Origin of the sequence: Nocardia bhagyanarayanae, from assembly GCF_006716565.1 — a bacterium.
GTDB lineage: Bacteria > Actinomycetota > Actinomycetes > Mycobacteriales > Mycobacteriaceae > Nocardia > Nocardia bhagyanarayanae.
The window spans coordinates 1,488,139-1,513,074 of sequence record NZ_VFPG01000001.1; the positions used below are offsets into that span (position 1 = coordinate 1,488,139).

Sequence of the window (24,936 nt, forward strand, 5' to 3'; positions counted from 1 at the left end):
GTGCCGTGGCCGATCAGATCGGCATGAAACCCGCGCCTGGGCCGCCCCGCGCGTTGAGATCGTTCATGATCGCGCTCATGTTGGTGCCGACCTCCGGGCCGAAGCACGCGATCGCCAGGTAGGCGTTCACCATGCCGACCAGGGTCGTGCCCGCGACCACGGGTGCGCCGGAATCGCCTTCGACGACGCACATCTGGGTCCAGGTCTCGATATTGGTGCCGAACACGTCGCCGTAGGTGATGCCGCAGGTGTTGCCGGTGGTGCGGCCTTCCTTGCAGACGATCATCGGGAACTGGGCCGGTCCGCCGATGCCGGTGATGGTGACGTTGCCGATCCGGTTGACCGGGGTGATCGCGCCCGGCTCGAACTCGATGACGGCGTAGTCGAGCTCCGCGTTGGAGTAGACGAAGCGACCGATCACACCCGCCTCGCGATCGACCTCGGCGTACACCTGCGCGCCCGGGTCACCGCAGTGTCCGGCCGTGAGCCCGACCAGTCTGCCCGCGTTGTCGTGACCAACCGTGGTGACGGTGCACTCGAACATGTTGTCGATGACGATGCCGGATCCGCCCCCGATCACCGGCGGACCGGGCGCGGCCACCGAGGGGCCCGCGCCCGTCCCGAGCAGCGCCGCACCGAGGGCGACGGCGAAGACGGCGTTGGCCACCTTGGCGAGTTTGCTGAACATGTCCCTCCAGAAGTCGGAAGCCCGCACGATATCAATCTGTCGCATACATCGTGTCAGTATTCGGTCTCGGGCGCGTCTCGTACCGGTGGGTGCCGCCGAATCGTGATCGTGATAGCTAGGATCTATAACAAAGGTCGTCGGAGGACACGCCCAATGCGTTTCCAATCGGCATCGGACGTATTCGCGAGGCCTTGGAAAAGGCGTCACTTTTAGATGAATACTTTCCGCGTAATTGATCGGTGATAGAAGACGATGCCCATATAGAGGCACTTCAACTGTAACCTGTTCTAAAATTTGGACACTTTATTTTGGGACGCAAGACAAAGGCGCGACGGTGTGCTCGAGGGCTTTTCCCGACAGTGACTCGCATCTATGACTGCAATCACATGAGGATGGTGTGTTCCGCACTACTCCGTAGTAAGGTGCGTCAAGCAAACAAGTCGTCGGGGTGAGCAACCGGCGTCGAGAGGGGTTAGCCAGTGCAGTCGACCAAGAGTCCTCCCACGGGATCACGGATAAGTGAAGCGGTCGATTGGACGAGGTCGTACTGGGAAGACCATCCCAAGCGGTCACTGGAGACCTTCGGCCGACAGATCACGATGGGTATCGCCGCGGTAGCGGAACTGGTCCTCGCCATCTTCCGGCGCCGGTTCCCCTTCGGTGAATTCGTGCGTCAGTGCGCCTTCATGGCCAATGTTGCCGCGGCGCCCACACTGCTCGTCGCGATTCCGATCGGCGTCATCGTCTCGATCCAGGTCGGCGCCGTGGCCGGACAGGTCGGCGCGACGTCGTTCATCGGCGCGGCCAACGGCCTCGGCATCATCCAGCAGGGCGCACCGCTTGTCACCTCGATCATGATCGCGGGCGCGGTCGGCTCGGCCATCTGCGCCGATCTCGGCTCGCGCACCATCCGCGAGGAGATCGACGCCATGAAGGTGATGGGCGTGGACCCCATGCGCCGCCTCGTCGCACCGCGGCTCGGCGCCGCGATGCTGGTCAGCGTCCTGCTTTGCGGCTTCGTCGTCTTCGTCGGCTTCCTGACCGGCTACATCTTCAACATCTTCGCCCAGGGCGGTACGCCAGGTTCGTACGTCAGCACCTTCTCCTCGTTCGCCGTGACCCGCGATCTGCTCGTCGCGCTGGTGAAGTCGCTGATCTTCGGTCTGCTTGCCGCCATCATCGCCTGCGATACCGGCCTCAACACGCGCGGTGGACCCGGTGGCGTCGCGAACTCGGTCAACTCGGCGGTGGTGAGCTCCGCGCTGATGCTCTTCGGCGTGAACCTCATCATCACCCAGGTCTACAACGCACTCTTCCCCCCACAGGTGGTCTGAGCCGGTGTCATCAACCTACGTACCGCCGCTGCTGCGGCCACTCCAGGGACTCAAGCGTTCCGCGCAGGCGCCGGTCGATCTCGTCGCTCGGCTCGGCCACCAGGTCTTCTTCTTCCTGCGTTCCGTCGGCTCGATTCCGCTGGCGCTCAAGCAGTACCCCAAGGAAGTGTGGCGGCTGCTCTCCGACGTCACGTGGGGCAACGGCAACCTCGTCGTCGGTGGCGGCACCATTGGCGTCATCGTGATCCTGAGCGCGTTCGGCGGCATGACCGTCGGCATCCAGGGCTACACCTCGCTGAATCTGCTCGGCTTGAGCCCGATCACCGGCGCGATCTCGGCGTTCGCGACCACCCGCGAACTCGGTCCGCTGCTCGCCTCGCTGGCCTTCGCCGCGCAGGCGGGCTGTCGATTCACCGCGCAGCTCGGCGCGATGCGCATCTCCGAGGAGATCGACGCGCTGGAGTCGGTGGCCATCCGGCCGCTGCCGTACCTGGTCAGCACCCGGATGTTCGCGGCCATCATCGCGATCGTCCCGCTGTACTGCCTGGGTCTCGCGACCGCCTACATCTCCTGCTCGCTGACCGTGCAGCTGGTCGGCGGCACCGCGAGCGGCACCTACGCGCACTACTTCTATCAGTTCCTGATACCGACCGACGTGCTGTATTCGCTGCTCAAGGCGATCATTTTCGTCGCGATCACCACCTTCATCCAGTGCTACTACGGCTTCTTCGCCTCGGGTGGCCCGGAAGGCGTCGGTGTCGCGGCGGGGCGGGCGATCAAGATGTGCATCATCCTGGTCGTCTTCGCGGACCTCTTCATGACGTTGGCGATCTGGGGCGTCAACCCCGGAATCCGGATCTCGGGGTAAGGGCCAGATGATCATCGATCCCAGTGGGCGCGGGCCCACGATGCGGCAGTTGCTGATCGCGGGCGTGTGCGGACTGATCGTCTTCGCGCTGGTGCTCGCCTTCCTCATGGCGCGCTACACCGGCTACTTCGTGCCGAAGGTGAACGTCGTCGCGCAGCTGACCACCACCGGTGACGGCCTGCCGTCGGAAGCCGACGTGAAGTTCCGCGGCGTCCTGGTCGGCGCGGTCGACGAGGTCGAGGTCGCGGCCAAGGGCGAACTGCAGAAGGTGCAGATCGAGCTGAAGCCGGAGTACGCGGGCGACATCCCGTCCAACGTGACCGCGCGCGTGGTGCCGAGCAACCTGTTCGCCGTCACCTCCATCGAACTCGTCTTCAACGGCCCGTCCGACACCTACCTGAAGGAAGGGTCGGTCATCGAGGAGGACCGCAGCAAGGGCACGATCGCGCTGCAGGACACGCTGACCACGGTCCGCAACATCCTGGAGAAGATCGACCCGGTGCAGTTCGGCCGCGTGCTCGGCACCCTCTCGCAGGCGCTGGACGGCAGCGGCCGGATGCCGGGCTCGACTATCGAGCGGCTGGACCGCTGGGTGCTCGCCGTCGACGAGTCCATCCCGGATCTCGGCGTCTTCCTGAACGACTTCTCCAGCTCGTTCCGCGCGCTGAACGAGTCGGCCCCCGAACTGCTCGACGTGCTCGGCAGCTCGGTGCAGACCGCGAGCACCATCGCCGAACGCCGCGACGAGCTCGTCGCGCTGATCACCGGGACCAGCGGCACCGTGGACCGGGTGAACGACCTGTTCGCCCGCAACCCGAATGTCGGCAAGGAAGTCACCGTGGGCACCTCCGACATGTTCGGCGCGCTCACCGCCGACCCGAGTGCGATCACCAGGACGCTGCTGAACCTGAGCGAGTCGGTCCGGGCGATGAACACCACGTTCCGCTGGGGTCCGCAGCAGCAGCAGATCTGGAACGCGGGCATCACGCTCACGCCGTACAAGCCGTACACCGTCGCGGACTGCCCGCGCTACGGCGAGATGGCCGGACCGAGCTGCGCCACCGCGCCCGAGGTGAACGAACTGCCGCCGCTGCCGGAGAACCTGCGGCCGCGCGCGCTGGAATCGGCCGCCGGACTGCCTCCGGTGGTGCCGATGCCCGGCTTGCCGCTGATCCCCGGCGTCACCATGCCGGATCCGGGCCGGATCGTCGCCGACCTCCAGGAGACCGCGCAGCAGCCGTTCGCCGGTACACCGCTCGAGGGTCTGTTCCCGGTACTGCCCGGTCTGCCCGGCCTGATGCCGCCCGCCCCCGCACCCGCGGCGGCTCCGGCGGACGCCCCCGCGGCCGCCCGGCCGATCTCCTACCAGGGCGACGCGGCGATCGAGAAGCTGCTCGGCCGCAAGCCGACCACCGCTGAGTACTTGCTGCTGAGTCCGATTCTGAAGGGCGGAACGATGGAAGTGTCCCAAGGCGGTGCCGCTCGATGAGCATTAAAAAGCCGCTGATCGGGTTCGGCATCTTCGCGATCGTCTCCATCCTGGTGACGGTCGTCGTGTGGAACACCCTCGCGCGGGTCGTCGCCGGCGACACCAAGACCTACTCCGCGACGTTCACCGATGTGCTCGGTCTGCGCGAAGGCGACGACGTGCGCATGGCGGGCGTGCGGGTGGGCAAGGTCGAGAAGATCGAACTGGCCCGCGATGATCGGACGAAGAAGTCGGTCGCGAACGTGACGTTCATCGTGCAGAGCGACCAGACCATCTACGACGACACCAAAGCCCTTGTCCGCTACCAGAACCTGATCGGTCAGCGGTACGTGGCGCTCGCCCCCGGCGAGGCGGCCAACCCCGCGCCGCTGAAGGACAAGGCCTCGATCCCGCTGGAGCGGACCGAGCCGTCGTTCGACGTGTCGGGTCTGCTCAACGGGTTCCAGCCGCTGTTCCAGGTGCTGCAGCCCGAGCAGGTGAACCGGCTCTCGGAGACGTTCATCCAGGCGCTGCAGGGCGACGGCGTCTCGCTGAGCTCGTTCATCGTGCAGGCCGCCCAGCTGGCCACCGATTTCCAGCGTCGCGACGCGATCCTGTCCGACGTGATCGCCAACCTGTCCGGTGTGATGGCGGGCTTGGCCAAACGAGGTGATGAATTGGAGACCCTGGTGACGCAGACCCGGGCCTTGATCGGCGGACTGTACGAGCAGGGCCAGTCCCTGCTCGCGTCCACCGAGCAGATCGCCAGCGCGACAACGTCGCTGGTCGGGATGGTCGGCAACATCCAGCCGAGGCTGCAGGCGGCGCAGAACTCCACCAGCGCCGCGCTGACGCTGCTGCTGGACAACGGCGCCAAGCTCGACCAGGCCGCGATCGACCTGCCGCACGTCCTCTCGGCGGCGGGCAGGCACACCTCGGAGGGCGCCTACGCCAACGCCTACCTCTGCGGCTTGGACGTCTCGCTCTACGGCGTGCTGTTCCCGCGCGGTCTGTTCTCGCAGATCGGCGGCACCGCGCACTCGGCGGTGTGCCGCCCATGATCGCGAAGATGAGGAACCGCTTCGACAGCAACCGCTACTTCTGGCTCGGCATCATCGGCGCCGTCCTGATCGTGGTGCTGCTGATGGCGTCGGGCATCATCCGGATGCTCGGTGTCGGCGATCAGACGGTCAAGGCCGAGTTCGTGCAGGCGGCCGGGATCAAGGTCGGCGACAAGGTCAACGCCGCGGGCGTACCGGTCGGCACCGTGACCGGCGCGGAGCTCGAGGGCAGCCACGTGCTGCTCACGATGAACGTCGACAACAACGTGAAGCTCGGCCCCGACGCCCGCGCCTCGATCAAGATGGCGACGCTGCTCGGCGCGCGGTACGTCGACCTGGTTCCGGGCGACGGCTCCGGCCTGAAGGACGGCCGAATCCCGGTGTCCAACACCGCGGTTCCGTACAACCTCGCCGACGTGGTGCAGATCGGCACCCCGAAGTTCGAGGCGCTCGACACCGCGAAGCTGGCCGAATCGCTGAACGTGATCAACCAGTCGATGGGTGACTCGCCCGAGCTGACCGCGCAGGCGCTGGACGCCGTCGGCGCGCTGGCGAAGGTGATCGACACCCGCCGCGACGAGGTCGACAAGCTGCTCCAGGACCTGGACCGGGTCACCACGATCCTCGGCGAGAACCGCAACAGCGTGCTCCTGGTGATCACCCAGGGCGAGGCCATCGCCAACCGGGTGATGGAGCGCCAGGACCTGCTGCGCCAGCTGCTCGACAACATCGCGGCGCTGACCAGGCAGCTGCAGGAGATCGGCGCGCAGAACGAAGGCCAGCTCGGCCCGACCATCCAGCAGCTGAACACGATGGCCGAGGGTCTGCAGAAGAACAAGGACAATCTGGACCGGATCCTGTCCTTGCTGCCGCCGACCGTGCGCTACCTGGCCAACTCGTGGGGCGGCAGCGGCCCGTACGGCGACGTGGGTCTGCCGTGGCTGTTCCCGGACAACTGGTTGTGCTTCGCCCAAGCTATCGAGGGGTGCCAGTGATGAAATTCGCCACCGCCGCCAAGCTGAAATCCGCCGCCAAGCTGGTCGCGATCAGCGCCGCGGCCCTCACGGTCGGCAGCTGCTCGCTGCTGCCGACCTCGGTGAACGACGCACTCGGCGGCACGATGCACATCACCGCCGACTTCGAGAACATCGCGGGTATCTACGAGGGCAACCCGATCACGGTGCTCGGGCTCCAGGTCGGCAAGGTCGACAAGATCGTGCCGAAGGGCACCCTCGTCGAGGTGCACCTTTCGGTCGATTCCGGCGTGAAGATCCCGAAGAACGCCGAGGCGGCGATCGTCTCGCCGTCGATCGTCACCGACCGGCACATCGAACTCACCCCCGTCTACACCGAGGGCGAGACGATGACCGACGGCACCCACCTGCCGAAGGCGCGCACCAGAACTCCCGTCGAACTGGACACGATGATCAAGACCATCGATCAGTTCGCGGCCGCGCTCAAGCCGCAGGAGGGCGCCGAGGGTCTCGGCCCGCTCTCCGGACGGGTGCTCTACCCGATGATGAACGGCAACGGCGAGAAGATGCGCGACACCCTCAACGCCCTGTCCGGCGCGCTGAAGGTCGGCGTCGACAACAAGGACGCGATCTCCAACATCATCATCCAGCTCAACGAGCTGACCACGATGCTCGCCGAGAACGACCAGGCAGTGCGCGATTTCAGCAACCAGGTGACTCAGATGACCGGGCTGCTCGCCGAGCAGGCTCCCGGCCTGCAGGCCACACTCGACCAGCTCAACGACTTCCTGGCCAACACGAGCACCACGCTCGGCGATTACCAGGACGAGCTGGCCAGCAGCCTCGCGGGCCTGACCAACGTCACGAACCAGCTGCGGGACAACGCCTACGGCCTCACCGAGGTCGCCGACGTGGCCCCGATGGCGATGCAGAACATCGACAGGATCATCAACCGCGAGGGCCGCTACGTGCGCCTGCACGCCATCATCGGCACCGCGCTCAACGGCGAGATCGTCGCCCTGTTCTGCGAGCGGATCCAGATGAAGGCAGACGGGTGCCGCACCGGAAATATGCAAGACTTCGGACCCGACTACGGGCTCACCGCCGCACTGCTCGGACTGACGAAATGACGTACCGCATGACGATCAAGGCACGCAGGGCGCTCGTCGCCATCGCGGCGGTGGCCGGGGTGGGTATCACCTCCGGCTGCGGGTTCACGGTCGAGGACCTGCCGCTGCCCAAGCCGGGGCAGGCGGGCGAGACCTACACCGTGCAGGCGGTGTTCGAGAACGCGCTGAACCTGCCCGACCAGGCCAAGGTGAAGATCGGCGGTTCGGATGTCGGTGTGGTCACCGACATCACGACCAAGAACTTCCAGGCCGTCGTCGACCTGAGCATCCGCAGCGACATCGAGCTGCCCAAGGGCAGCACCGCCGAACTGCGCCAGGCCACCCCGCTCGGTGATGTGTTCGTCGCGCTGTCGAAGCCGAAGGTCGAGCCGGGCGCGCCGATGCTGAAAGACGGCGACACACTGACGATCGAGGACACCTCGGCGGGCGCCACCGTCGAGCAGCTGCTCATCTCGGTGTCCATGCTGTTCAACGGCGGCGGCATCGCCTCGCTCACCAAGCTGACCTCGGAACTGGATTCCATCGTCGGCGGGCGCGGGCCGCAGGTCGCGCACCTGATCAACGAATTGACCGGTGTGGTCGGCAGTTTGAACGACAACACCGCCCGCGTCGACGCGGTGCTGAACCAGTTCAGCACGCTGGCGAACACCCTCGACTCGCGGCGCGCGGAACTGGGCCAGGTCGCCGACACGCTGCCGCAGATGATCGGCGCCGTCGCCGAGAACAACCGGGCGATCGGCGAGCTGCTGACCAAGATCTCGGTCACCAGCGCCGCGCTCGGCGACTACTCCGACACCACGGGCGACCAGCTGGCCAGCCTGCTGGACAACACCCAGGCGCTGATGGACGCGCTGGCGCGAACGGGCGACGACTTCGGTCTCCTGATGGACCGTCTGCACGAGATCCGCCCGAAGGTGGACGCCACCTTCCGCGGCCGCAGCTTCGCCGTCTACGCCACCGCGACCAACCTCGATCTCAGCGCGCTGACCGACCCGCAGCACGGCAGGCTGCCGAACCTGGAAGACCTGCAGGACTTCGCGGGCAGCCTGATCCAGGTGCTGCAACTCGTGCAGCAGCGAGTGACGGGAGGCCACCGGTGAGCGCGGTCTCGAAGATCTGGTCGAACAAGCTGATCCTCTCGGGGATCGGCCTGGTGCTCGTGTTCCTCGTCGGCGCGTCGTACCTGCTGGTGAGCGTCATGCGGATCAATCCGTTGCGGTCCAGCTACACCGTCACGGTGAACCTGGACCGCTCCGGCGGCCTGCAGCCGGGCAACGACGTCACCCTGCGCGGCTACCGCGTCGGCAAGGTCACCTCGATCGAGCTGACCGATCGCGGGCAGGCCATCGCCGCCACCGCCGAGATCGACGGGCGATACAAGATCCCCGTCGACACCGACGTGGCGGTGCAGGCGCTGTCGGCGGCCGGTGAGCAGTACATCGACTTCCGGCCGGGCACCGAGGACGGCCCGTTCCTGGCCGACGGCGCCGTCGTCCAGTTCGATCCCGAGACCGTCAAGACGCCGACGCCGGTGTGGTCGGTGCTGGACAACACCAGCGCGCTGATCGCGCAGGTCGATCCGGACAAGTTCAGCGTCATCCTGGCGGAGCTGGACATCGCGCTCAGCGGTGGCCCTGATCAGCTGCGCGGGCTGGTCAACGGCATCAGCCTGGCCATGGCCGGTCTCGACTCGCTGCTGCCGCAGACCACCAGCCTGATCACCAACCTGCGCACCATCGCCGACACCACGTCGCATGCGCAGCCGGACCTCGCCACCCTGACCGCCAACTCCGGGGAGCTGTTCGCGCAGTTCAACGCGGCCAACGCGGAACTGCAGGGCGTGCTGGACTCCGGTCCCGGTCAGCTGGAGAGCCTCGGCGCGGTGCTCGACCAGACCTCGGACCCGATCACCAGCCTCGCGACCAACTTCGTCGCGATCACCAAGGCCGCGCAGTTGCGCCTGCCCGCGCTGCGCGCGCTGTTCCCGTCGCTCGCCCTCGGCGCCGAGGCGCTCGGCATCCCGGCGCACGACAACGAGTTCCACGCGATCATCGACATCTGGCCCCGGCCGTACTGCACGTACGACACCCCGCAGATCCGCAACGAGGTCGTCCAGGACGGCAGCATCCCGAAGTGGAACTACTGCGTGAATCCGCCGCCGGGGCAACAGATCCGTGGCGCCGCGAACGCGCCGCGGCCGAACGTGCCGAACAACGGCGCCCAGATGCCGCCGGGCGTGGATCCGAACGAGCGGACCCTTCCCCCGGTGCGGTGAGTGACCCGGGCCACCGGCCTGTTCGGTCGGCCCGGCATACTCGCTGGTAGAACGCGTACGGTTCGCGCATGCGGGCCGGCGAGCCGATTCGGTGCGTGCGCGCGCCGGGAAAGAGCAGGATTTATCGATGTCCACCGACGACGCCGACACCAACGAAGACGCCGAGACCACGAAGAAGTCCGCCGAGAAGGGCGCCGCGACCGACGCGGCGGGGGCGAGCGACGCGGCGACGGCCAAGCTTGATCTGGGGAAGGCGGGCGAGAAGCAGACGAAGAGCGAGCCGAAGCCGGCACCCGCGGCGGGCCAGGACCGCTCGAATCTGCTGCCGGTGATCGCGGCCTTCGTCGCGGGCATTCTGCTCGTCGCGGCCGTTACCGCGGTGGTGGTCTTCTACATGCAGGCACAGAAGAAGTCGGACGAGCTCGCCGCCGTCAACGACGCGACCCGGGCGGCGTGCGACTTCGGCCGCGACGTCTCGGTCTACGACTACTCCAAGGACCTCCAGGGCTACTTCAACAAGGTCAAGGAGGGCTCCACCGGCGAGTTCCTGAAGGAATTCACCGACGCCACCACGGCGCTCACCGACGCCATGGTGCAGGCGCAGGTCAAGTCCTGGGCCGACGACGTGCAGTGCGGGTACCAGTCCGGCGACACCAGCGAGGCCAAGGTGCTCGTGACGCTGACCCAGTTCCGCACCAACTTCACCCAGCAGCAGCCGGACCGGCAGTTCGTGGTCATCGTCGCCGACCTGCAGAACGAGGACGGCAAGTGGAAGGTGGCCAAGCTCGACTCGCCGATGCTGAAGGGCGGTGGCACCGGCCTGCCCGGCGGCGCTCCCGCGCCCGCTCCGGCTCCGACCGAGCAGCCGCAGCCGCAGCCCGGCAACTGATCGCTCGACAGCCGTCCGAAAGCGCCTCCGGCGGTGGGCCCAGTCACCACCGCCGGAGGTCTTTCGGGCGGTCCCCTATGCGGTCGCGGAGCTGCTCAGAACAGGGTCAAGGTCTGAGGAGCCGACGCGACCGCCTTCCCCGAGGCCCGCGGCCCGGTGGTCTTCTGTTGCGGTGCGGCATTTCGCTGTTGCGGGGCGGCGCTTTTCGCCAGCGTCAGCGGAACGGTCGTCTTCGCCAGTGGAACAGTGGTTTTCGGCGTATCCACCGAGGCGAGTTCGGTGGTGTCCACCTCGGCTGCGGACGCCGAAGCGGCGGCCTTCCGCGCCGCCTCGCCCGCGAGGGTGTCGGCCATCTCGTTGAAGTAGTTGCCGACATGGCCGCGCACCCAACGGAATCGGACCGGACCCGGCCTGCTCGCGATGGCGCGGTCGATCTGCTTGATGATCTCGACGTTCTTGACGGCACCGCCGGTCGAGGTGCGCCAGCCGTTCAGCCGCCAGCTCGAGATCCACTCCGACGCGCACTTGATCGCGTAGAGCGAATCGCTTTCGATCAGAAGGGGTTCGGCGCCGGGGTGTGCCTCGATGGCCTCGAGGACCGCGCGTAGCTCGGCGATCTGATTCGTCCCCGTCGCGGCTCCCCCGCTGCGCGAGGCGCCCCCCTGATGATTGACCCAAGCCCAGCCGATAGCGCCGCCGGGATTTCGGAGGCAGGATCCGTCGGTGCTCACGATGATCATGGCTGGCACCCTACGCAATCCGACCGACAAGATCGGTACCGTGGAATTCCTCTATCTCCCTTCGCAATTGAGACTCGGTGCGACGTAGCGCCGATCGCACGGCACCGTCGACCAAGCCCGCGCACATGCGGCCGAGGAAGCCGCGAGGTGCAGCGTACTCCGCTTCGGAGGTCAGCACCGACCGTCCATAGCCGAGCGGGTCGAAACGCAGCGTCAGCGTTCCCGGCAACCGCCCACGCAGCGTATACCCGATCACCACGTTGCGGCGATATTCGGTGATCTCACAAGGGATCGTCGGATGCCAGAGGCCCAGTTGGATCGTTGTCGCGAAACGGGCGCCGGGACCTTGGTCCAGCTCGCCGGTGGGTTCGAAGGAAGCGACGCCGAACATCCAGTCGGGCACGAACAGGTGGTTGTCCGTGTACGTGAATGCCACTTCGACCGGTGCCCCGACGTCACTCGCGTACTTGATGTGGCCCATAGGCCCTCCCTGCTCCACGGCTGCGGACAAAAGTACTACAACTCTCCTCTTTATTCGAGGGGTTGGGGGGAAATCAGGGAGTGGCGGTTTCCATATACGGACCGGCCGGTTGCTCGGTCGGAGTCAGATCCGGTCGACGATGTACTCCGCGATGGGCATGGCCGAGGTCGCCGCGGGTGAGGGCGCGTTGAGCACGTGCACCGAGCGCGCGGTGCGTTCGATCATGAAGTCGTGGACCAGGGTGCCGTCGCGCAATACCGCCTGTGCGCGGATACCCGCTGGGCGCGGTCGCAGGTCGGCGGCGGTGAGTTCCGGGCAGTAGCGCCGACATTCGGCCAGGTAGCCGCGCTTGAACAGGGAATTGCGCAGTTCGCGCAGACCCGTTCTGATGTGCGCGCGGGCGACCCGGTGCACGCCGGGAAAGCCCACGACCTCTTTGGCGTCGCGCAGATCGACGCTCCCTTTTCGATAGCCCTCGCGCGCGAGGCCCAGCACCGCGTTCGGCCCGACGGTGAGCTCACCGTCGATGGTCGGGCTCAGGTGCACGCCGAGGAACGGCAGGTTCGGGTCCGGCACCGGATAGATCAGGGTGCGCACCAAGCCGGCGCGCTCGGGCGGCAACTGGTAGTACTCGCCGCGGAACGGAACGATGCGAAAGTCGATCGGCAGTCCCGCGAGCCGCGCCATCCGATCCGCTTGCAGTCCGGCGCAAACCACCAGGGTGCGGGCTTTCCACGCGCCGTTCTCGCCGGCGATCGTCACCGCCGATTCGGTCTCCTCGATGGCGGTGACCTCCGCGCCGAGCACGATCTCGCCACCCGCCGCGCGGACCTGCTCGGCAAGCGCCGCGGTCACCCGGCGGTAGTCGATGATGCCGGTGCCCGGCACGAAAAGCGCGCCGACGCCGGTGATCCGCGGCTCGCGCCGCACGAGTTCGGTGGCGTCGACGAGTTCGACCTCCACCCCGTTGGTGACCGAGCGCTCGTAGAGCGCCAGCATCCGTTCGTATTCGGCGGCATCGGTGGCCACCAGCAGTTTTCCGCACACCTCGTACGGAATCTCGTGCGCCGCGGCGAAATCCTTCGTCCACTGCGCACCCCGCCTGCACAACTCGGCCTTGAGACTGCCCGGCTCGTAATAGATCCCGGAGTGGATCACACCGCTGTTGTGCCCCGTCTGATGCGTCCCCAGCGCCCCGGCCTTCTCGACCAGCACGAGCCGAGCCCCGGGATACCGCTCCACCAGCCGCCGAGCCGTCGCCACCCCGACGATCCCGCCCCCGATCACGCAAAAGTCGTACACGTCAGCCGACAGTACCGGTGCGGGGATACGACACGTCGACACCCGAAGGGTGGTGGCGTAAGCCCCCTGACCGATGACGGGGATCAGACGGTGACGGCCGGAGGTGCGGGCAGGGTGTCGTGGCCCGTGGGGGCGTCCGGGTTGACGGTGGTGGTTCGGTCGGCCGGGGCCGGGTGGCGCTGGAGTTCGATGGTGTGTTCGCCGAGGTTGGCGTCCGACAGGACGAAGGCGATTTCGCCGCTGCGCGTGTCGATTTCGGTGCGGATCTGGGTGATTCCGCTGGGGTCGAGGTCGATGCCGAGGTGATCGCGCACGGGTTCGGACAGCACCAGACCGGTGAGCGTCGAGAAGGCGTTGGTGTCGACGGTGAACGCGACGGTGCCGGTGCGGATCGGGGCGACTTGCGCGCCGACGTAGGCGGTGCCGAGGCCGAGGCGCCCGCCGAGCCCAGCGGTCTGCTCCGGAATAGCGGTTGAAACAGGTTGCGGCACAACAGCTTTAGCCGGATAGACGGATGCCTGGTAGGTCGGCGGCAGCGCGTGCGCCTCGCCGGACAGCAAGGTCTCGACGGTTCGCGGACCCGGGTGCGGCGTGAAGGGCGCGACGTTGGGCGCGGGCGGCGGCGCGGCTTGCGCGGCGCGGGCGGACTGGGTGTCGGCCATCTGGTTCACGATGTACGTGCCTGCGACGAAAGTCAGGCTGAGGCTGGCGGCACCGGCCAACACGATGGCGGTATGACGCATGATCTGAGCAGGCTTGTGTGCCATCACGATGCGTTCCTTTCCCTCCGCCCCGACTCCCCTCGCGTAGTCGGCCCGCATCGTTGAAAGCCGAACGCCTGTCCAGGTTACGACGCTTCGCGATCTTGGACGGCATCCGTGCGAGCAGGATCACAATAGACCGCGCTACGGATGTTTCCGCCATCTGACGAGCGGGTAAAAAGCGGTTAGCTGGCGAGCGTCATTCTCGACTGCCACTCTTAGACACCCGGCCAACGGCGTCCGGCCGTCGACGCGAACGGCGCACCCAAGTGTGGCGCTCGCCCGCTCCCGAATTCTCGGATCGGGTCGGGTGAAGCCCGGTCGGACGGTGTCCGGCCGGGCTGCCTGCCATTTCGGCAGCGCTCAGGCGAATTGCCCTGCGGCCCGGCCCTCCCCGGACGGTCCCGCGAAGGCTTGGGCGATCGTCAGCCACTCCTGCGCGTCCGCGCCTTCGGCGCGCACCGCCAAGTCGTCGAGGTGGCGACGCTGGGTGACGAGCAGGCAGAAGTCCAGCGCGGTCCCGGTCACCCGCTGTGCCGCGTGCTCCGGACCCCAGGTCCATACCGTGCCGTCCGGCGCGGTGAGATCGACACGGAATTCTTCGGCGGGCGCCGTCTTGCCTCGCACTGAGTAGGCGAAGTTCCTGGTCCGTACGCCGAGATGCGCCACGCTGCGCAACCGCGCGGTCGGCTCGCGGTTCACGCCGAGCGCGTCGGCCACGTCCTGACCGTGCGCCCAGGTCTCCATGAGCCGCGCGGTGATCATCGAGGCCGGGCTCATCGGCGGGCCGAACCACGGCAGCTTGGTCCCGGCGGGCACCGCGCGCAGCGCCTCGATCAGCGTCTTCCGTCCGGCGCGCCAGCGCTCGAGCAGTTCGGCGGGCGGGGCCGCGGCGGCTTCCTCGGCCGCCTCGTCGACGAAGGTCAGCGCCTTGGGCGCGGCGGCGGCGACCTGTTTCGTGAACTCGCCGGCATCGGAGGCCGCGATGGACGCGATCTCGTCGGTCCAGGTCAGATGCCCGATCTGGTGGGCGATGCTCCAGCCGGGCGCGGGCGTCGGCCGGGCCCACTCCGCGGGGGCCAGCGGGGCGACAAGTCGTTCCAGGTCCGCGCATTCGTCGGCGAAATCGCCGAGCAGCGCCTCGAGGTCAGCCATGAGTTCCCTTGCCGATCGCGGGCACACCGCCGCGTGTGCCAGGTGTGACCCAGCATCGCAGCGGCGCGGAAAAAATGCAAGCACGCGTGCTTGTATTTCTCCTGCGGGGCTACCACCCGAAAATCACCAGGTGGGCCGCGCCGACGACCAACCCGAGCACGGCGCCGTGCAGGTACAACAGCCAGGCGTCCTGCTCCACCGAGGCGTAGAACATCTCCATGAACTCGCCCGGGCTCAGCTGCTGGAGCTTGCGCGCGGCGAACTCGTCGATCTTCTTCGCCTGTTCGCGCGCGAACTCCTCGTCCTCGATCATGCTCGGCGCCAACGCGACCGCTGCCCCTGCCGCACCGACCTTGAGGTTGTCGAACTGCCGCTTGCCGAACGCGGCACGCACCATCGAGTGCGTCGGCCCGAGCTGACGGTGGATCTCCTCCGAGATCAGCCGCTCGACGAGCTGGCGGGTCTTGTCGCCGTTCGGACCGTCGAGCAGTTCCGAGGCCAGGTTCGGCAGCGTGAGCACCTGATAGGCCAGGATGCGCGCGAGGTCGGTCGCGGCCTGCGGCTGCCGCTTGGCCAGCAGGGCCTGGCGCCACAGGTACTTGTACCGCGGCTGCGGATCGCCCGGCTCGAAGACCATCTTCACCGCGATGACGTTCACGACGACGCCGATCGCCGCCGCGCTGAGCAGCACGACTATCCAGGCCGGCACCCAGCCGAGCACCGGAATGCGGTCGTGCACGTGCAGATACAGCGCCATCAGCAGACCGAACGGCGCGCCGAGGAAACCGATGCGCACCATGAACTTCAGCTCGGGCGCCGCGATGGTGGTGGTGAGATCTTTGAGGATGTACGGGTTCTCGCGGAGGTAGCGGATGACGAAGCTCTTGATGTCGATGAGCTGATCGATGTTGTCGCCGAGCGAATCGAATGCCCGGCGGCACAGCTTCGGCAGCTGCCGGTCCACCCGCTGGTAGACGACCTGCCGCATCTGCCGCGGCACCGAGCGCCACAGATCCGGGTTCTCCCGGTACATCATCTCGTCGACGAGCGGCTGCACCTCTTTGCGCGCCAGCTCGGCGATGTAGTCGGCGATGCCCTCCAGGTCGAGCTCGTGGATGAAATCCCTGGGACTGCCGATCCGCATCAGCGCCTTGTCGACGCAGATGCTCGCCATCTTCTCCGCGCGCGCCGGAATGAAGCCTTGGAAGCCGAGCCTGCGGCCGTCGCCGGAGAAGGTCGGCAGCACCTGCACCCGCCGCGGTAGGTACGGATACAGCACATGCAGGCCCGGTACGCGGAAACCCCGGAACTGTACCGGCCAGAAGAGCATCAGCACGCCGGTCCAGTTGGTCAGCCATCCGGCGAGTGCGCTGAAAATCGGGAAAGTGACCAGGTCGACGACGAACTTCGTCTGGCCGGTGAGCTCTTCCCAGTCGATGAACACCCCTGAGGCGAGAGTGGTCATCCTGGGATCCCCCTAATGCGCTGAGCTGTAGAGGCCCCCACATTCTCATTGCGATCGTCAGAGTGTCAACGCGAAGACGGGAACTGTCACAGACGGCTCGGGCTGCCGCCCTACCTTCGCTCTGAGCGAACGTCCAAGAAGCGCGGAACAAAGAGGGTATGGGTGGGGTTGAGTAGGCATCGCTCAACTTTTGGAAGGGTCGAAGACGTGACTACACCTCAGAATCTGCCGGTGCTGTTCCTGACCGATCCGATCGTGCTGCCGGGCATGGTCGTGCCCATCGAACTGGACGAATCGGCGCAGGCCGCGATCGACGCCGCGCGCGCCGCCAAGACCGAGGCGGTGCTGCTCGCGCCGCGGCTGACCGAGGGCTATGCCTCCTACGGCGTCGTCGCGACCATCGAACAGGTCGGCCGGATGCGCGGTGGAGCGCCCGCGGCGGTCCTGAAGGCGGAGCGGCGCGCGAAGATCGGCCACGGGGTCACCGGGCCGGGCGCCGCGCTGTGGGTCGAGGCCGAGCCGGTCGAGAACCCGGCGCCGGATGGCCGGACCAAGGAGCTGGCCGCCGAATACAAGAAGCTCGTCGTCTCGGTGCTCCAGCGCCGTGAGGCGTGGCAGATCATCGACGCGGTCAACCAGCTGACCGACCCGTCGGCGATCGCCGATACCGCCGGCTACGCGCCGTACCTGACCCCGGAGCAGAAGCGCGAACTGCTCGAGACTCCCGAGGTCGCCAAGCGCCTGACCACACTCATCGAGTGGACCAAGGCGCACATCGCCGAGGCCGAGGTCACCGAGAAGATCAGTGACGAGGTCCGCGAGAACGTGGAGAAGAGCCAGCGCGAGTTCCTGCTTCGCCAGCAGCTCAACGCCATTCGCAAGGAGCTCGGCGAGGACGAGCCGGATGGCGCCGAGGACTACCGCACCCGCGTGGAGCAGGCCGATCTGCCCGAGTCCGTCCGCGAGGCGGCGCTGCGCGAGGTCGGCAGGCTGGAGCGGTCCAGCGATCAGAGCCCGGAATCCGGCTGGATCCGGACCTGGCTGGACACCGTGCTGGAGCTGCCGTGGAACGAGAAGACCACCGACTCCACCGATGTCTCCGCCGCCCGCGCGGTTCTGGACGCCGATCACCACGGCCTGGACGAGGTCAAGGACCGCATGGTCGAGTACCTCGCGGTGCGAGCCCGGCGCGCGCAGCGCGGGCTGGAGGTCGTCGGCGGACGCGGTTCCGGCGCGGTGCTGGTGCTGGTCGGCCCGCCCGGTGTCGGCAAGACCTCGCTGGGTGAGTCCGTCGCACGAGCGTTGGGGCGCAAGTTCGTTCGCGTCGCCCTGGGTGGCGTGCGCGACGAGGCCGAGATCCGCGGTCACCGCCGCACCTACGTCGGCGCGCTGCCCGGCCGCATCGTGCGCGCCATGAAGGAGGCGGGCTCGATGAATCCGGTCGTGCTGCTGGACGAGATCGACAAGGTGGGTTCCGATTTCCGCGGCGATCCGGCGGCGGCACTGCTCGAGGTGCTCGATCCGGCGCAGAACCACACCTTCCGCGACCACTACCTGGATCTGGATCTCGACCTCTCCGACGTGCTGTTCATCGCGACGGCCAACGTTATGGAGACCATCCCCGGACCGTTGCTGGACCGCATGGAGCTGATCACGGTCGACGGCTACACCGAGGCCGACAAGGTCGCGATCGCCCGCGACTTCCTGATTCCGCGCCAGCTCGAGCGCAACGCGCTGACCGCCGAGGAGGTTTCGATCACCGAGGAGGCGCTGCGCGAGATCGCGGCGAACTACACCAGGGAAGCGGGCGTGCGGCAGATGGAGCGCCTGATCGCGAAGGCGTTGCGGAAGGCCGCTACTCGGCTCTCCGAGGACGAAGCCGGCTCCGGCGCAACAGACATCGGGCTGGGTTACGACCCCGACCTCGGCTACGACCTGCCGGCGATCTCTTCCGGTCAGCTGACCATCGGTCTCGGCGATCTGAAGGATTACCTCGGCCGTCCCCGCTTCACCCCGGATTCCGTGGAGCGCACCGCGGTCCCCGGTGTGGCGACCGGCCTCGCCGTGACCGGCGCGGGCGGCGATGTCCTCTACATCGAGGCCAACGCCGCCGAGGGCGAGCGCTCGCTCACCCTGACCGGCCAGCTGGGCGACGTCATGAAGGAATCGGCGCAGATCGCGCTGACCTACGTGCGCTCGCACCTGGAGGAGATCGGCATCGAACCGTCGGTGCTCGACCGCAACATCCACATCCACTTCCCGGCGGGCGCGGTGCCGAAGGACGGCCCGTCGGCGGGCGTCACCATGGTCACCGCGTTGGTGTCGCTGGCGCTCGGTCGTCAGGTGCGCTCGGATGTCGGCATGACCGGTGAGGTCACGCTGAACGGACGGGTGCTGCCGATCGGCGGTGTGAAGCAGAAGTTGCTCGCCGCTCAGCGCGCTGGGTTGAAGACCGTGTTCATTCCGGCCCGTAACGAGCCGGATTTGGACGAGGTGCCTGCCGAAGTGCTTGCTGCGCTGGATGTTCGGCCGGTTGCCGATGTGGCGGAGATTCTGGGTTACGCGATCGAGCCGGTCGTGGAGCCTGCAGTGGAGCGGCCCGCGTTCGCTGCTTCTGCGTGAGTTCGGGTTGGGGCCGGGTGCGGGAAACCGTGCCCGGCTCCCGTTGTTTGCGGGGCTCGGTTCAGTGGGTGGGGCTGGCGATTCGGAATGTTGGGGGTGCTGAAGGGGTGTGCCTACCGGGGTCTCGGCTCGGTTTGGTTTGGGTGTTGCGGTGGGTGACGGTTTCCGATGTTGCGGGTGCCCAAGGGGGTGCGCCTACCGGTGTTTTCGCTCAGTGTTGCGGGTGCTCAGAAGGGTTCGCCTACCCAGGTTTTCCTCGGAGCAGTGCTGGGCGCGTCGTGTGCCGTACCCGGCTTACCTCCCGCAGTCGGTGGGCGTAGGCGCCGGTTCCGGCGTGGTCATCTGGCTGTGGTTGCGTCTAGGGAGGGCAAGCGAAAGAGCTCTTCGGCCGGTCGAGCTTGGGGAGGGCTGTTGGCCTGTCAAGGGCGCAACCACCATTTGACTACCGTCGATAGAGAAATGGATTCGACGGTAGTCATATGGCGGCTTTGCAAGATCGAATAGCAACCATTTGACTACCGTCGATTTTCGGGGCCAACTCGACGAGAAGCGCCCGATCAGGCGCCGCCCAGTTCCCTTTCGACGCTGCGCGTGGTCCCTTGCGCAACCGCGCACAGCACCGCATCCCCGTCCTCGGATTCCGCGTAGATCTCGCAGCTCACCACGGCCTGCCGACGCGTGGACCCGGTCACCGAAGCCTCGGCCCGCAACCGCACCCCGGAAGCCGGCCGCAGGTAGGTGATGGTGAACCCGCCGGTCAGCACGTTCGCGCCGAGGACGGTTCCGGCGGCGAAGGTCAGGGCGTTGTCGGCCGCGTAGGCGAGCACTCCGCCGTGGACGAAGCCGAACTGCTGGCCGAGTTCCTGCCGGATCGGGATGACGAGGGTCGCCGCGCCGTCGCCGAACCGGGTGATCTCGGTGCCGACCAGATTCGCGAAGGGTTGCGCGGTCAGGATCTGCTTGGCCAGGTCGAGGTGGAGTGCTGTGGTGCCGACGGTCATTGCCGCTCCGTTCTTTTCGGTGTCGATCCGGCGTCGAGGGCGAGCCAGGCCGCCTCGGCGAGTTCCGCGCCGACTTGTGTCGGCGCGACGCGGATGTTGCCGCCCAGCCACTGCCGCGAATACTCCTGCGCGGGGCCGAGCCACAGTGCGTAGACGAGATCCAGATCCAGTGCGCGCACCGCGCCGTAGGCCGCGTGGGTGCGGTACCAGCGCGCGATGTCGGTCATGAAGGTGCGGTTGCTTTCACTCTCGCGCACACCCGGCGGTCGCGCCGAGGTGAGAACCTTTGCGCGGTGCTGGTTTTCGGTCACCCAGCGCAGGTGCTCCCGCACCCCCGCCGTGATGCCCTCGCGCGCGTCGGTGCTCTGGCCGACCACCACCCAGAAGTGCTGCTGATAGTCGGTCAGCGCGTGCGCCCACACCTGCCGGTACAGATCCGCCTTGTCCGGGAAGTGGTGGTAGAGCGCGCCGACGCTCGCCCCGGCCGCCTCGCGGATCTGCGCGAGCGTCGCGTCCAGCGCTCCGTGCTCGGCGAACTGGCGCTCGGCCGCCAGCAGCAACCGATCTCGGATCTTCATAACCAGAATTTAGTTCTGTTTCGCGGGCAGCGCAATGCAGAGCAGGTTCACCTGATTTCGTCGTACCCGTGCGGTATGACGGACACGTGGCCAGATGGCTGTTGCACGTCGATCTCGACCAGTTCCAGGCGGCGGTGGAGTTCCGCCGCCACCCGGAACTGCGCGGCAAGCCGGTCATCGTCGGCGGCCACGGCGACCCGAACGAGCCCCGCAAGGTCGTGACCTGCGCGTCGTATCCCGCTCGCGCCTACGGCGTGCGCGCGGGCATGGCGCTGCGCAGCGCACTGCGCAAATGCCCGGACGGTGTCTTCCTGCCGCTCGACATGGCCGCCTACGAGGAGGCCTCCGAGGAGATCATGGCGCTGCTGCGCACGTTCCCCGGCCGGGTCGAAGTGTGGGGCTGGGACGAGGCGTTCCTGGCGGCCGACACCGACGATCCCGAGCTGCTCGCCCGCGAGATCCGCGGCGCCATCGCCGAGCTCGACCTGACCTGCTCCATCGGCATCGGCGACAACAAACTCACCGCCAAGCTCGCCACCGGCTTCGCCAAGTCCGCGGGCAAATCCTCGGACGCCCCCGGCGTGGGCGCCGCCGCGGGCATGTTCCGGCTGACCGCCGCCAACTGGACCGAGGTCATGGCGCACCGGCCCACCGACGCGCTGTGGGGCATCGGCGGCCGCATCGCCGCCCGGCTCGCCGACCTCGGCATCCACACCGTCGCCGATCTGATGGCGGCCGACCGCCATCGCCTCGCCGAGGCGTTCGGCCCGACCACCGGCCCCTACCTGTGGGTGCTCGGCCACGGCAAGGGCGACACCGAGGTGACCACCGAGCCGCGGGTCCCGGTGGGCCGCAGCAAATCCGAGACCTTCCCGCACGACCTCACCGATCCGGCCGAGATCCGCGCGCAGGTGGCGCGCATCGCGACCGAGGTCGCCGAGGAGATGGCCGAGGCGGGCCGGATCAGCATCCGGGTCTCGGTCACCGTGCGGACCAAAACCTTCTACACCAGCAGCAAACAGGCCAAACTCCCCGAACCGACCGCCGACGTCGCGACCATCACCGAGACGGCGCTGCGCATCATCGACCGCTTCGACCTGGACCGCCCCGTGCGCCTCCTCGGCGTGCGGTTGGAGTTCGTGCCCGAGGAGTAGCCGCGTCGTCGCGGAGCGCCTCGAGCGCCGCCCGATCCTCGTATGCTCGTCCGCATGGAATTCTGGGCGATGGTGGCACACGAATCGGACAGCGGGATCGTGTTGACGCGGCAGCAGGTCGGCGAGGGATTCCTCGGCGAGGGCACCGTGACGATCAAGGTGCATTACTCGAGCGCCAACTTCAAGGACGGACTCGCCATCACGCCGGGCGGCGGTGTGGTCCGCAAGTACCCGATCGTGCCCGGCATCGACATCACCGGTGAGGTCGTCTCCTCCGAATCCGACGATTTCGCGCCGGGCGACCAAGTCGTCGCGCACGGCTACGAGATCGGCGTCTCGCGCAACGGCGGTTTCGCCGAATACGCCAGGGTGCCCGACGAATGGGTGGTGAAGCTGGACGGGTTGAGCACCCGCGACGCCGCCGCCCTCGGCACCGCCGGTTTCACCGCGGCGATGAGCGTGCAGGCCCTGCTCGACCGCGGCCTCACCCCCGACGACGGCGCGATCCTGGTGACCGGCGCGACCGGCGGCGTCGGCAGCGTGGCCGTGGACATCCTGTCCGGCCTCGGCTTCGAGGTCATCGCCTCCACCGGCAAGAAGGACGCGGGCGACCTGCTCTCCGAGCTCGGCGCCAACGAGGTCATCGGCCGCCTGCCGGAGGATCCGGAGGCGAAGCTGCGCCCACTGTCCAAGGCGCAGTGGGCAGGCGCGGTCGACAGCGTCGGCGGCAAGTCGCTGGCCTACGTGCTCAGCTGCATCGGCCACGGCGGCGCGGTCGCGGCCAGCGGCCTCACCGGCGGCCACGACCTCCCCACCACCGTCATGCCGTTCATCCTGCGCGGCGTCGCCCTGCTCGGCATCGACTCGGTCAACCTCCCGATCGAGAAGCGCCGCGAACTGTGGTCCCGCCTCGGCGAAGAACTGCGCCCCCAACACCTCTCGACCCTGGAGAACTACGCCCCGATCACCGAGGTCGAATCCGTGCTCCGCAGCATCAAGAGCGGCAACCACACCGGCCGAACCGTCCTCGGCGTCGCGGGCGAATTCTGAGCCGGACAGGCAGCGGGGCCGCGCCGGTTGGTTCGGCGCGGCCTTTCGTGATGTGGATCAGGCTGCGATGGTGACCGGCTCGTCGGCGAACTGGGTGCGGTAGAGCTCGGCGTAGCGGCCTTCGGCGGCCAGTAGTTGGGTGTGGGTGCCGCGCTCGACGACGCGGCCGTCTTCCAGGACGAGGATTTGGTCGGCGGCGCGGATCGTGGAGAGGCGATGTGCGATCACCAAGGCCGTGCGGCCCTCCAGCGCTTCCGAAAGGGCTTCCTGCACGGCCGCTTCGGAGGTCGAGTCGAGCGAGGCGGTCGCCTCGTCCAGGATGACGACGCGCGGTTGCTTGAGCAGCAATCGGGCGATGGTCAGGCGCTGGCGTTCGCCGCCGGAGAGGCGGTAACCGCGCTCGCCGACCACGGTGTCCAGGCCGTCCGGTAGTCCGGCGATCAGGTCGTGCAGGCGGGCCCGGCGCAGCGCGTCCCACAGCTCGGACTCGGTCGCCTCCGGTCGGGCCAGCAGCAGGTTGGCGCGGATCGTGTCGTGGAACAGGTGCCCGTCCTGGGTGACGAGGCCGACCGTCTCGCGCAGCGAGCGCGCGCCGATCTGCCGCACGTCGGCGCCGTTGAGCCGGACGGCGCCGCCGTCCACGTCGTACAGGCGCGAAACGAGTTGGGCGATGGTCGATTTCCCGGCTCCCGAGGAGCCGACCAACGCCACCAGCTGACCGGGCTCGGCGCGCAGCGACACATTGTGCAGCACGTCGACCCCGCCCCTGGTGTCCAGCGTCGCCACCTCCTCCAGCGAGGCCAGCGACACCTTGTCCGCCGACGGGTACGCGAAGGTCACGCCGTCCAGCTCCACCGCAACCGGACCCTCCGGCACCTCGATCGCGTCGGGCGCGTCCTCGATCAGCGGGCGCAGGTCGAGCACCTCGAAGACCCGCTCGAAGCTCACCAGCGCGGCCATGATCTCCATTCGCGCGCTGGCCAGCGCGGTCAGCGGCGTGTACAGCCTGGTCAGCAGCAGCGAGAGCGCCACGACCGCGCCCGCGTCCAGCTGCCCGCGCAGCGCGTACCAGCCGCCGAGCCCGTAGACCAGGGCGACCGCCAAGGCCGAGACCAGTGTCAGCGAGGTGACGAACACCGTCTGCAACATCGCGGTGCGCACGCCGATGTCGCGCACCCGCCGCGCCCGCAGCGCGAACTCGTCGGACTCCTGCTCGGGGCGGCCGAACAACTTCACCAGCGTGGCGCCCGGCGCGGAGAACCGCTCGGTCATCTGGGTGCTCATGGCCGCGTTCAGCCGCGCGGCCTCACGCTGCAACCCGGCCAGCCGGTTGCCCATCCGTCGCGCCGGGATGACGAACACCGGAAGCAGCACCAGCGCGAGCAGCGTGATCCGCCACGAGATGCTGAGCATCACGGCGAGTGTGAGCGCCAGCGTCACCAGGTTCGCGACGACGCCGGACAGCGTGTCGCTGAAGGCTCGCTGCGCGCCGATCACGTCGTTGTTCAGCCTGCTGACCAGCGCGCCGGTCCTGGTGCGGGTGAAGAAGGCGATCGGCATCCGCTGCACGTGGTCGAACACCGCGCGGCGCAGGTCGAGGATCAGACCCTCGCCGATCCGCGACGAGAGCCACCGGATACCCAGCCCGAGCGCCGCGTCCAGCACGGCGAGCACGCCGATGATCGCCGCCACCGTCACCACCGCGCGCGGCGCGGCCCCGCCGACGATGTCGTTCACCACCCGGCCGGCCAGTACCGGCGTCGCCACCGCGAGCAGCGCCGAGATCACGCTGAACATCAGGAACACCGCGATCCGCCGCCGGTGCGGCGCGGCGAACCGCAGGATTCGCTTCGCGGTGGCGAGACTGAACGGGCGCTGCTCGTCGGGCGCGTTCATCCGCCGATACATCTGGCTCCACGCCACCGATTCGATACTCACGA

The 24,936-nt window shown here is 67.7% G+C and carries 22 protein-coding genes; 12 read left to right on the forward strand and 10 right to left on the reverse strand.

The window, feature by feature from the left end; genetic code table 11:
* Window positions 1-13 precede the first annotated feature (13 nt).
* On the reverse strand, window positions 14-688 hold the full coding sequence (locus tag FB390_RS06110) for a S1 family peptidase (RefSeq protein WP_141808071.1): 675 nt from the start codon (window positions 686-688) through the stop codon (window positions 14-16).
* 515 nt (window positions 689-1,203) lie between these two features.
* On the opposite strand from FB390_RS06110, the gene FB390_RS06115 reads away from it, so the two are divergent.
* From FB390_RS06115 to FB390_RS06155, 9 genes are all read left to right on the forward strand, one after another.
* Window positions 1,204-2,022 (forward strand): MlaE family ABC transporter permease, encoded by an 819-nt coding sequence (locus FB390_RS06115; protein ID WP_246124245.1) that lies wholly within the window; start codon window positions 1,204-1,206, stop codon window positions 2,020-2,022.
* A gap of 4 nt (window positions 2,023-2,026) precedes the next feature.
* Window positions 2,027-2,890, forward strand: coding sequence for an MlaE family ABC transporter permease (locus tag FB390_RS06120; protein WP_141808072.1), 864 nt, complete (start codon window positions 2,027-2,029; stop codon window positions 2,888-2,890).
* A 7-nt stretch (window positions 2,891-2,897) separates the two neighbouring features.
* Complete coding sequence (locus FB390_RS06125; protein WP_141808073.1) at window positions 2,898-4,379, forward strand: MCE family protein; 1,482 nt, start codon at window positions 2,898-2,900, stop codon at window positions 4,377-4,379.
* Entirely contained in the window at window positions 4,376-5,419 is a 1,044-nt protein-coding gene (locus FB390_RS06130) for an MCE family protein (protein ID WP_141808074.1), read from the forward strand. Before FB390_RS06125 ends, FB390_RS06130 begins: the two co-directional genes overlap by 4 nt.
* 8 nt (window positions 5,420-5,427) lie before the next feature.
* Window positions 5,428-6,414 (forward strand): MCE family protein, encoded by a 987-nt coding sequence (locus FB390_RS06135; RefSeq protein WP_425465846.1) that lies wholly within the window; start codon window positions 5,428-5,430, stop codon window positions 6,412-6,414.
* Entirely contained in the window at window positions 6,414-7,523 is a 1,110-nt protein-coding gene (locus tag FB390_RS06140; protein ID WP_141808076.1) for an MlaD family protein, read from the forward strand. The genes FB390_RS06135 and FB390_RS06140 overlap by 1 nt, the downstream gene beginning before the upstream one ends.
* Before the next feature lie 8 nt (window positions 7,524-7,531).
* A complete protein-coding gene (locus FB390_RS06145) occupies window positions 7,532-8,623 on the forward strand; it encodes an MCE family protein (protein ID WP_141808077.1) in 1,092 nt (363 codons plus the stop codon).
* Entirely contained in the window at window positions 8,620-9,798 is a 1,179-nt protein-coding gene (locus FB390_RS06150; protein WP_141808078.1) for an MlaD family protein, read from the forward strand. Before FB390_RS06145 ends, FB390_RS06150 begins: the two co-directional genes overlap by 4 nt.
* A gap of 127 nt (window positions 9,799-9,925) precedes the next feature.
* Window positions 9,926-10,687: a hypothetical protein gene (locus tag FB390_RS06155; RefSeq protein ID WP_141808079.1), complete on the forward strand. Its 762-nt coding sequence runs from the start codon at window positions 9,926-9,928 to the stop codon at window positions 10,685-10,687.
* A 95-nt stretch (window positions 10,688-10,782) separates the two neighbouring features.
* On the opposite strand, the gene FB390_RS06160 is transcribed toward FB390_RS06155, so the two are convergent.
* From FB390_RS06160 to FB390_RS06185, 6 genes are all read right to left on the reverse strand, one after another.
* Window positions 10,783-11,427 carry a ribonuclease H family protein gene (locus FB390_RS06160; protein ID WP_141808080.1) on the reverse strand — a complete coding sequence of 215 codons (645 nt, stop codon included), beginning with the start codon at window positions 11,425-11,427 and terminating at the stop codon, window positions 10,783-10,785.
* A gap of 10 nt (window positions 11,428-11,437) precedes the next feature.
* Entirely contained in the window at window positions 11,438-11,908 is a 471-nt protein-coding gene (locus tag FB390_RS06165; protein WP_141808081.1) for an SRPBCC family protein, read from the reverse strand.
* A 123-nt stretch (window positions 11,909-12,031) separates the two neighbouring features.
* Window positions 12,032-13,195 carry an L-2-hydroxyglutarate oxidase gene (gene lhgO, locus FB390_RS06170; RefSeq protein WP_246123878.1) on the reverse strand — a complete coding sequence of 388 codons (1,164 nt, stop codon included), beginning with the start codon at window positions 13,193-13,195 and terminating at the stop codon, window positions 12,032-12,034.
* Window positions 13,196-13,293: 98 nt separating this feature from the next.
* Window positions 13,294-13,980 carry a hypothetical protein gene (locus FB390_RS06175; RefSeq protein WP_141808082.1) on the reverse strand — a complete coding sequence of 229 codons (687 nt, stop codon included), beginning with the start codon at window positions 13,978-13,980 and terminating at the stop codon, window positions 13,294-13,296.
* Between the two features lie 354 nt (window positions 13,981-14,334).
* Window positions 14,335-15,126, reverse strand: coding sequence for a TIGR03084 family metal-binding protein (locus FB390_RS06180; protein ID WP_141808083.1), 792 nt, complete (start codon window positions 15,124-15,126; stop codon window positions 14,335-14,337).
* Between the two features lie 109 nt (window positions 15,127-15,235).
* A complete protein-coding gene (locus FB390_RS06185; RefSeq protein WP_141808084.1) occupies window positions 15,236-16,591 on the reverse strand; it encodes a DUF445 domain-containing protein in 1,356 nt (451 codons plus the stop codon).
* A gap of 267 nt (window positions 16,592-16,858) precedes the next feature.
* Here FB390_RS06185 and lon point away from each other — a divergent pair, with 267 nt between their 5' ends.
* The gene (gene lon / locus FB390_RS06190; protein ID WP_246124247.1) at window positions 16,859-19,213 is read left to right on the forward strand and encodes an endopeptidase La; all 2,355 of its coding nucleotides are present in this window, start codon (window positions 16,859-16,861) and stop codon (window positions 19,211-19,213) included.
* A 557-nt stretch (window positions 19,214-19,770) separates the two neighbouring features.
* On the opposite strand, the gene FB390_RS06195 is transcribed toward lon, so the two are convergent.
* On the reverse strand, window positions 19,771-20,214 hold the full coding sequence (locus tag FB390_RS06195; protein ID WP_141808085.1) for a PaaI family thioesterase: 444 nt from the start codon (window positions 20,212-20,214) through the stop codon (window positions 19,771-19,773).
* Window positions 20,211-20,792: a TetR/AcrR family transcriptional regulator gene (locus FB390_RS06200; protein ID WP_141808086.1), complete on the reverse strand. Its 582-nt coding sequence runs from the start codon at window positions 20,790-20,792 to the stop codon at window positions 20,211-20,213. Before FB390_RS06200 ends, FB390_RS06195 begins: the two co-directional genes overlap by 4 nt.
* 86 nt (window positions 20,793-20,878) lie before the next feature.
* Here FB390_RS06200 and FB390_RS06205 point away from each other — a divergent pair, with 86 nt between their 5' ends.
* Together FB390_RS06205 and FB390_RS06210 are read left to right on the forward strand one after the other, a co-directional pair.
* Entirely contained in the window at window positions 20,879-21,946 is a 1,068-nt protein-coding gene (locus FB390_RS06205) for a DNA polymerase IV (protein ID WP_141808087.1), read from the forward strand.
* Window positions 21,947-22,000: 54 nt separating this feature from the next.
* The gene (locus FB390_RS06210) at window positions 22,001-22,996 is read left to right on the forward strand and encodes an oxidoreductase (RefSeq protein WP_141808088.1); all 996 of its coding nucleotides are present in this window, start codon (window positions 22,001-22,003) and stop codon (window positions 22,994-22,996) included.
* A gap of 57 nt (window positions 22,997-23,053) precedes the next feature.
* Here the strand turns inward: FB390_RS06210 and FB390_RS06215 are convergent, their stop codons facing one another.
* Window positions 23,054-24,934, reverse strand: coding sequence for an ABC transporter ATP-binding protein (locus FB390_RS06215; RefSeq protein WP_141808089.1), 1,881 nt, complete (start codon window positions 24,932-24,934; stop codon window positions 23,054-23,056).
* Between the last annotated feature and the right edge of the window lie 2 nt (window positions 24,935-24,936).

What these genes read in the sequence shown, in the direction of transcription:
- FB390_RS06110 (WP_141808071.1), bottom strand. Translation starts at nt 688, where the DNA reads ATGTTCAGCAAACTCGCCAAGGTGGCCAACGCCGTCTTCGCCGTCGCC.
- FB390_RS06125 (WP_141808073.1), top strand. Translation starts at nt 2,898, where the DNA reads ATGATCATCGATCCCAGTGGGCGCGGGCCCACGATGCGGCAGTTGCTG.
- FB390_RS06130 (WP_141808074.1), top strand. Translation starts at nt 4,376, where the DNA reads ATGAGCATTAAAAAGCCGCTGATCGGGTTCGGCATCTTCGCGATCGTC.
- FB390_RS06135 (WP_425465846.1), top strand. Translation starts at nt 5,428, where the DNA reads ATGAGGAACCGCTTCGACAGCAACCGCTACTTCTGGCTCGGCATCATC.
- FB390_RS06140 (WP_141808076.1), top strand. Translation starts at nt 6,414, where the DNA reads ATGAAATTCGCCACCGCCGCCAAGCTGAAATCCGCCGCCAAGCTGGTC.
- FB390_RS06145 (WP_141808077.1), top strand. Translation starts at nt 7,532, where the DNA reads ATGACGATCAAGGCACGCAGGGCGCTCGTCGCCATCGCGGCGGTGGCC.
- FB390_RS06155 (WP_141808079.1), top strand. Translation starts at nt 9,926, where the DNA reads ATGTCCACCGACGACGCCGACACCAACGAAGACGCCGAGACCACGAAG.
- FB390_RS06160 (WP_141808080.1), bottom strand. Translation starts at nt 11,427, where the DNA reads ATGATCATCGTGAGCACCGACGGATCCTGCCTCCGAAATCCCGGCGGC.
- FB390_RS06165 (WP_141808081.1), bottom strand. Translation starts at nt 11,908, where the DNA reads ATGGGCCACATCAAGTACGCGAGTGACGTCGGGGCACCGGTCGAAGTG.
- FB390_RS06180 (WP_141808083.1), bottom strand. Translation starts at nt 15,126, where the DNA reads ATGGCTGACCTCGAGGCGCTGCTCGGCGATTTCGCCGACGAATGCGCG.
- FB390_RS06185 (WP_141808084.1), bottom strand. Translation starts at nt 16,591, where the DNA reads ATGACCACTCTCGCCTCAGGGGTGTTCATCGACTGGGAAGAGCTCACC.
- lon (WP_246124247.1), top strand. Translation starts at nt 16,859, where the DNA reads ATGGTCGTGCCCATCGAACTGGACGAATCGGCGCAGGCCGCGATCGAC.
- FB390_RS06195 (WP_141808085.1), bottom strand. Translation starts at nt 20,214, where the DNA reads ATGACCGTCGGCACCACAGCACTCCACCTCGACCTGGCCAAGCAGATC.
- FB390_RS06200 (WP_141808086.1), bottom strand. Translation starts at nt 20,792, where the DNA reads ATGAAGATCCGAGATCGGTTGCTGCTGGCGGCCGAGCGCCAGTTCGCC.
- FB390_RS06210 (WP_141808088.1), top strand. Translation starts at nt 22,001, where the DNA reads ATGGAATTCTGGGCGATGGTGGCACACGAATCGGACAGCGGGATCGTG.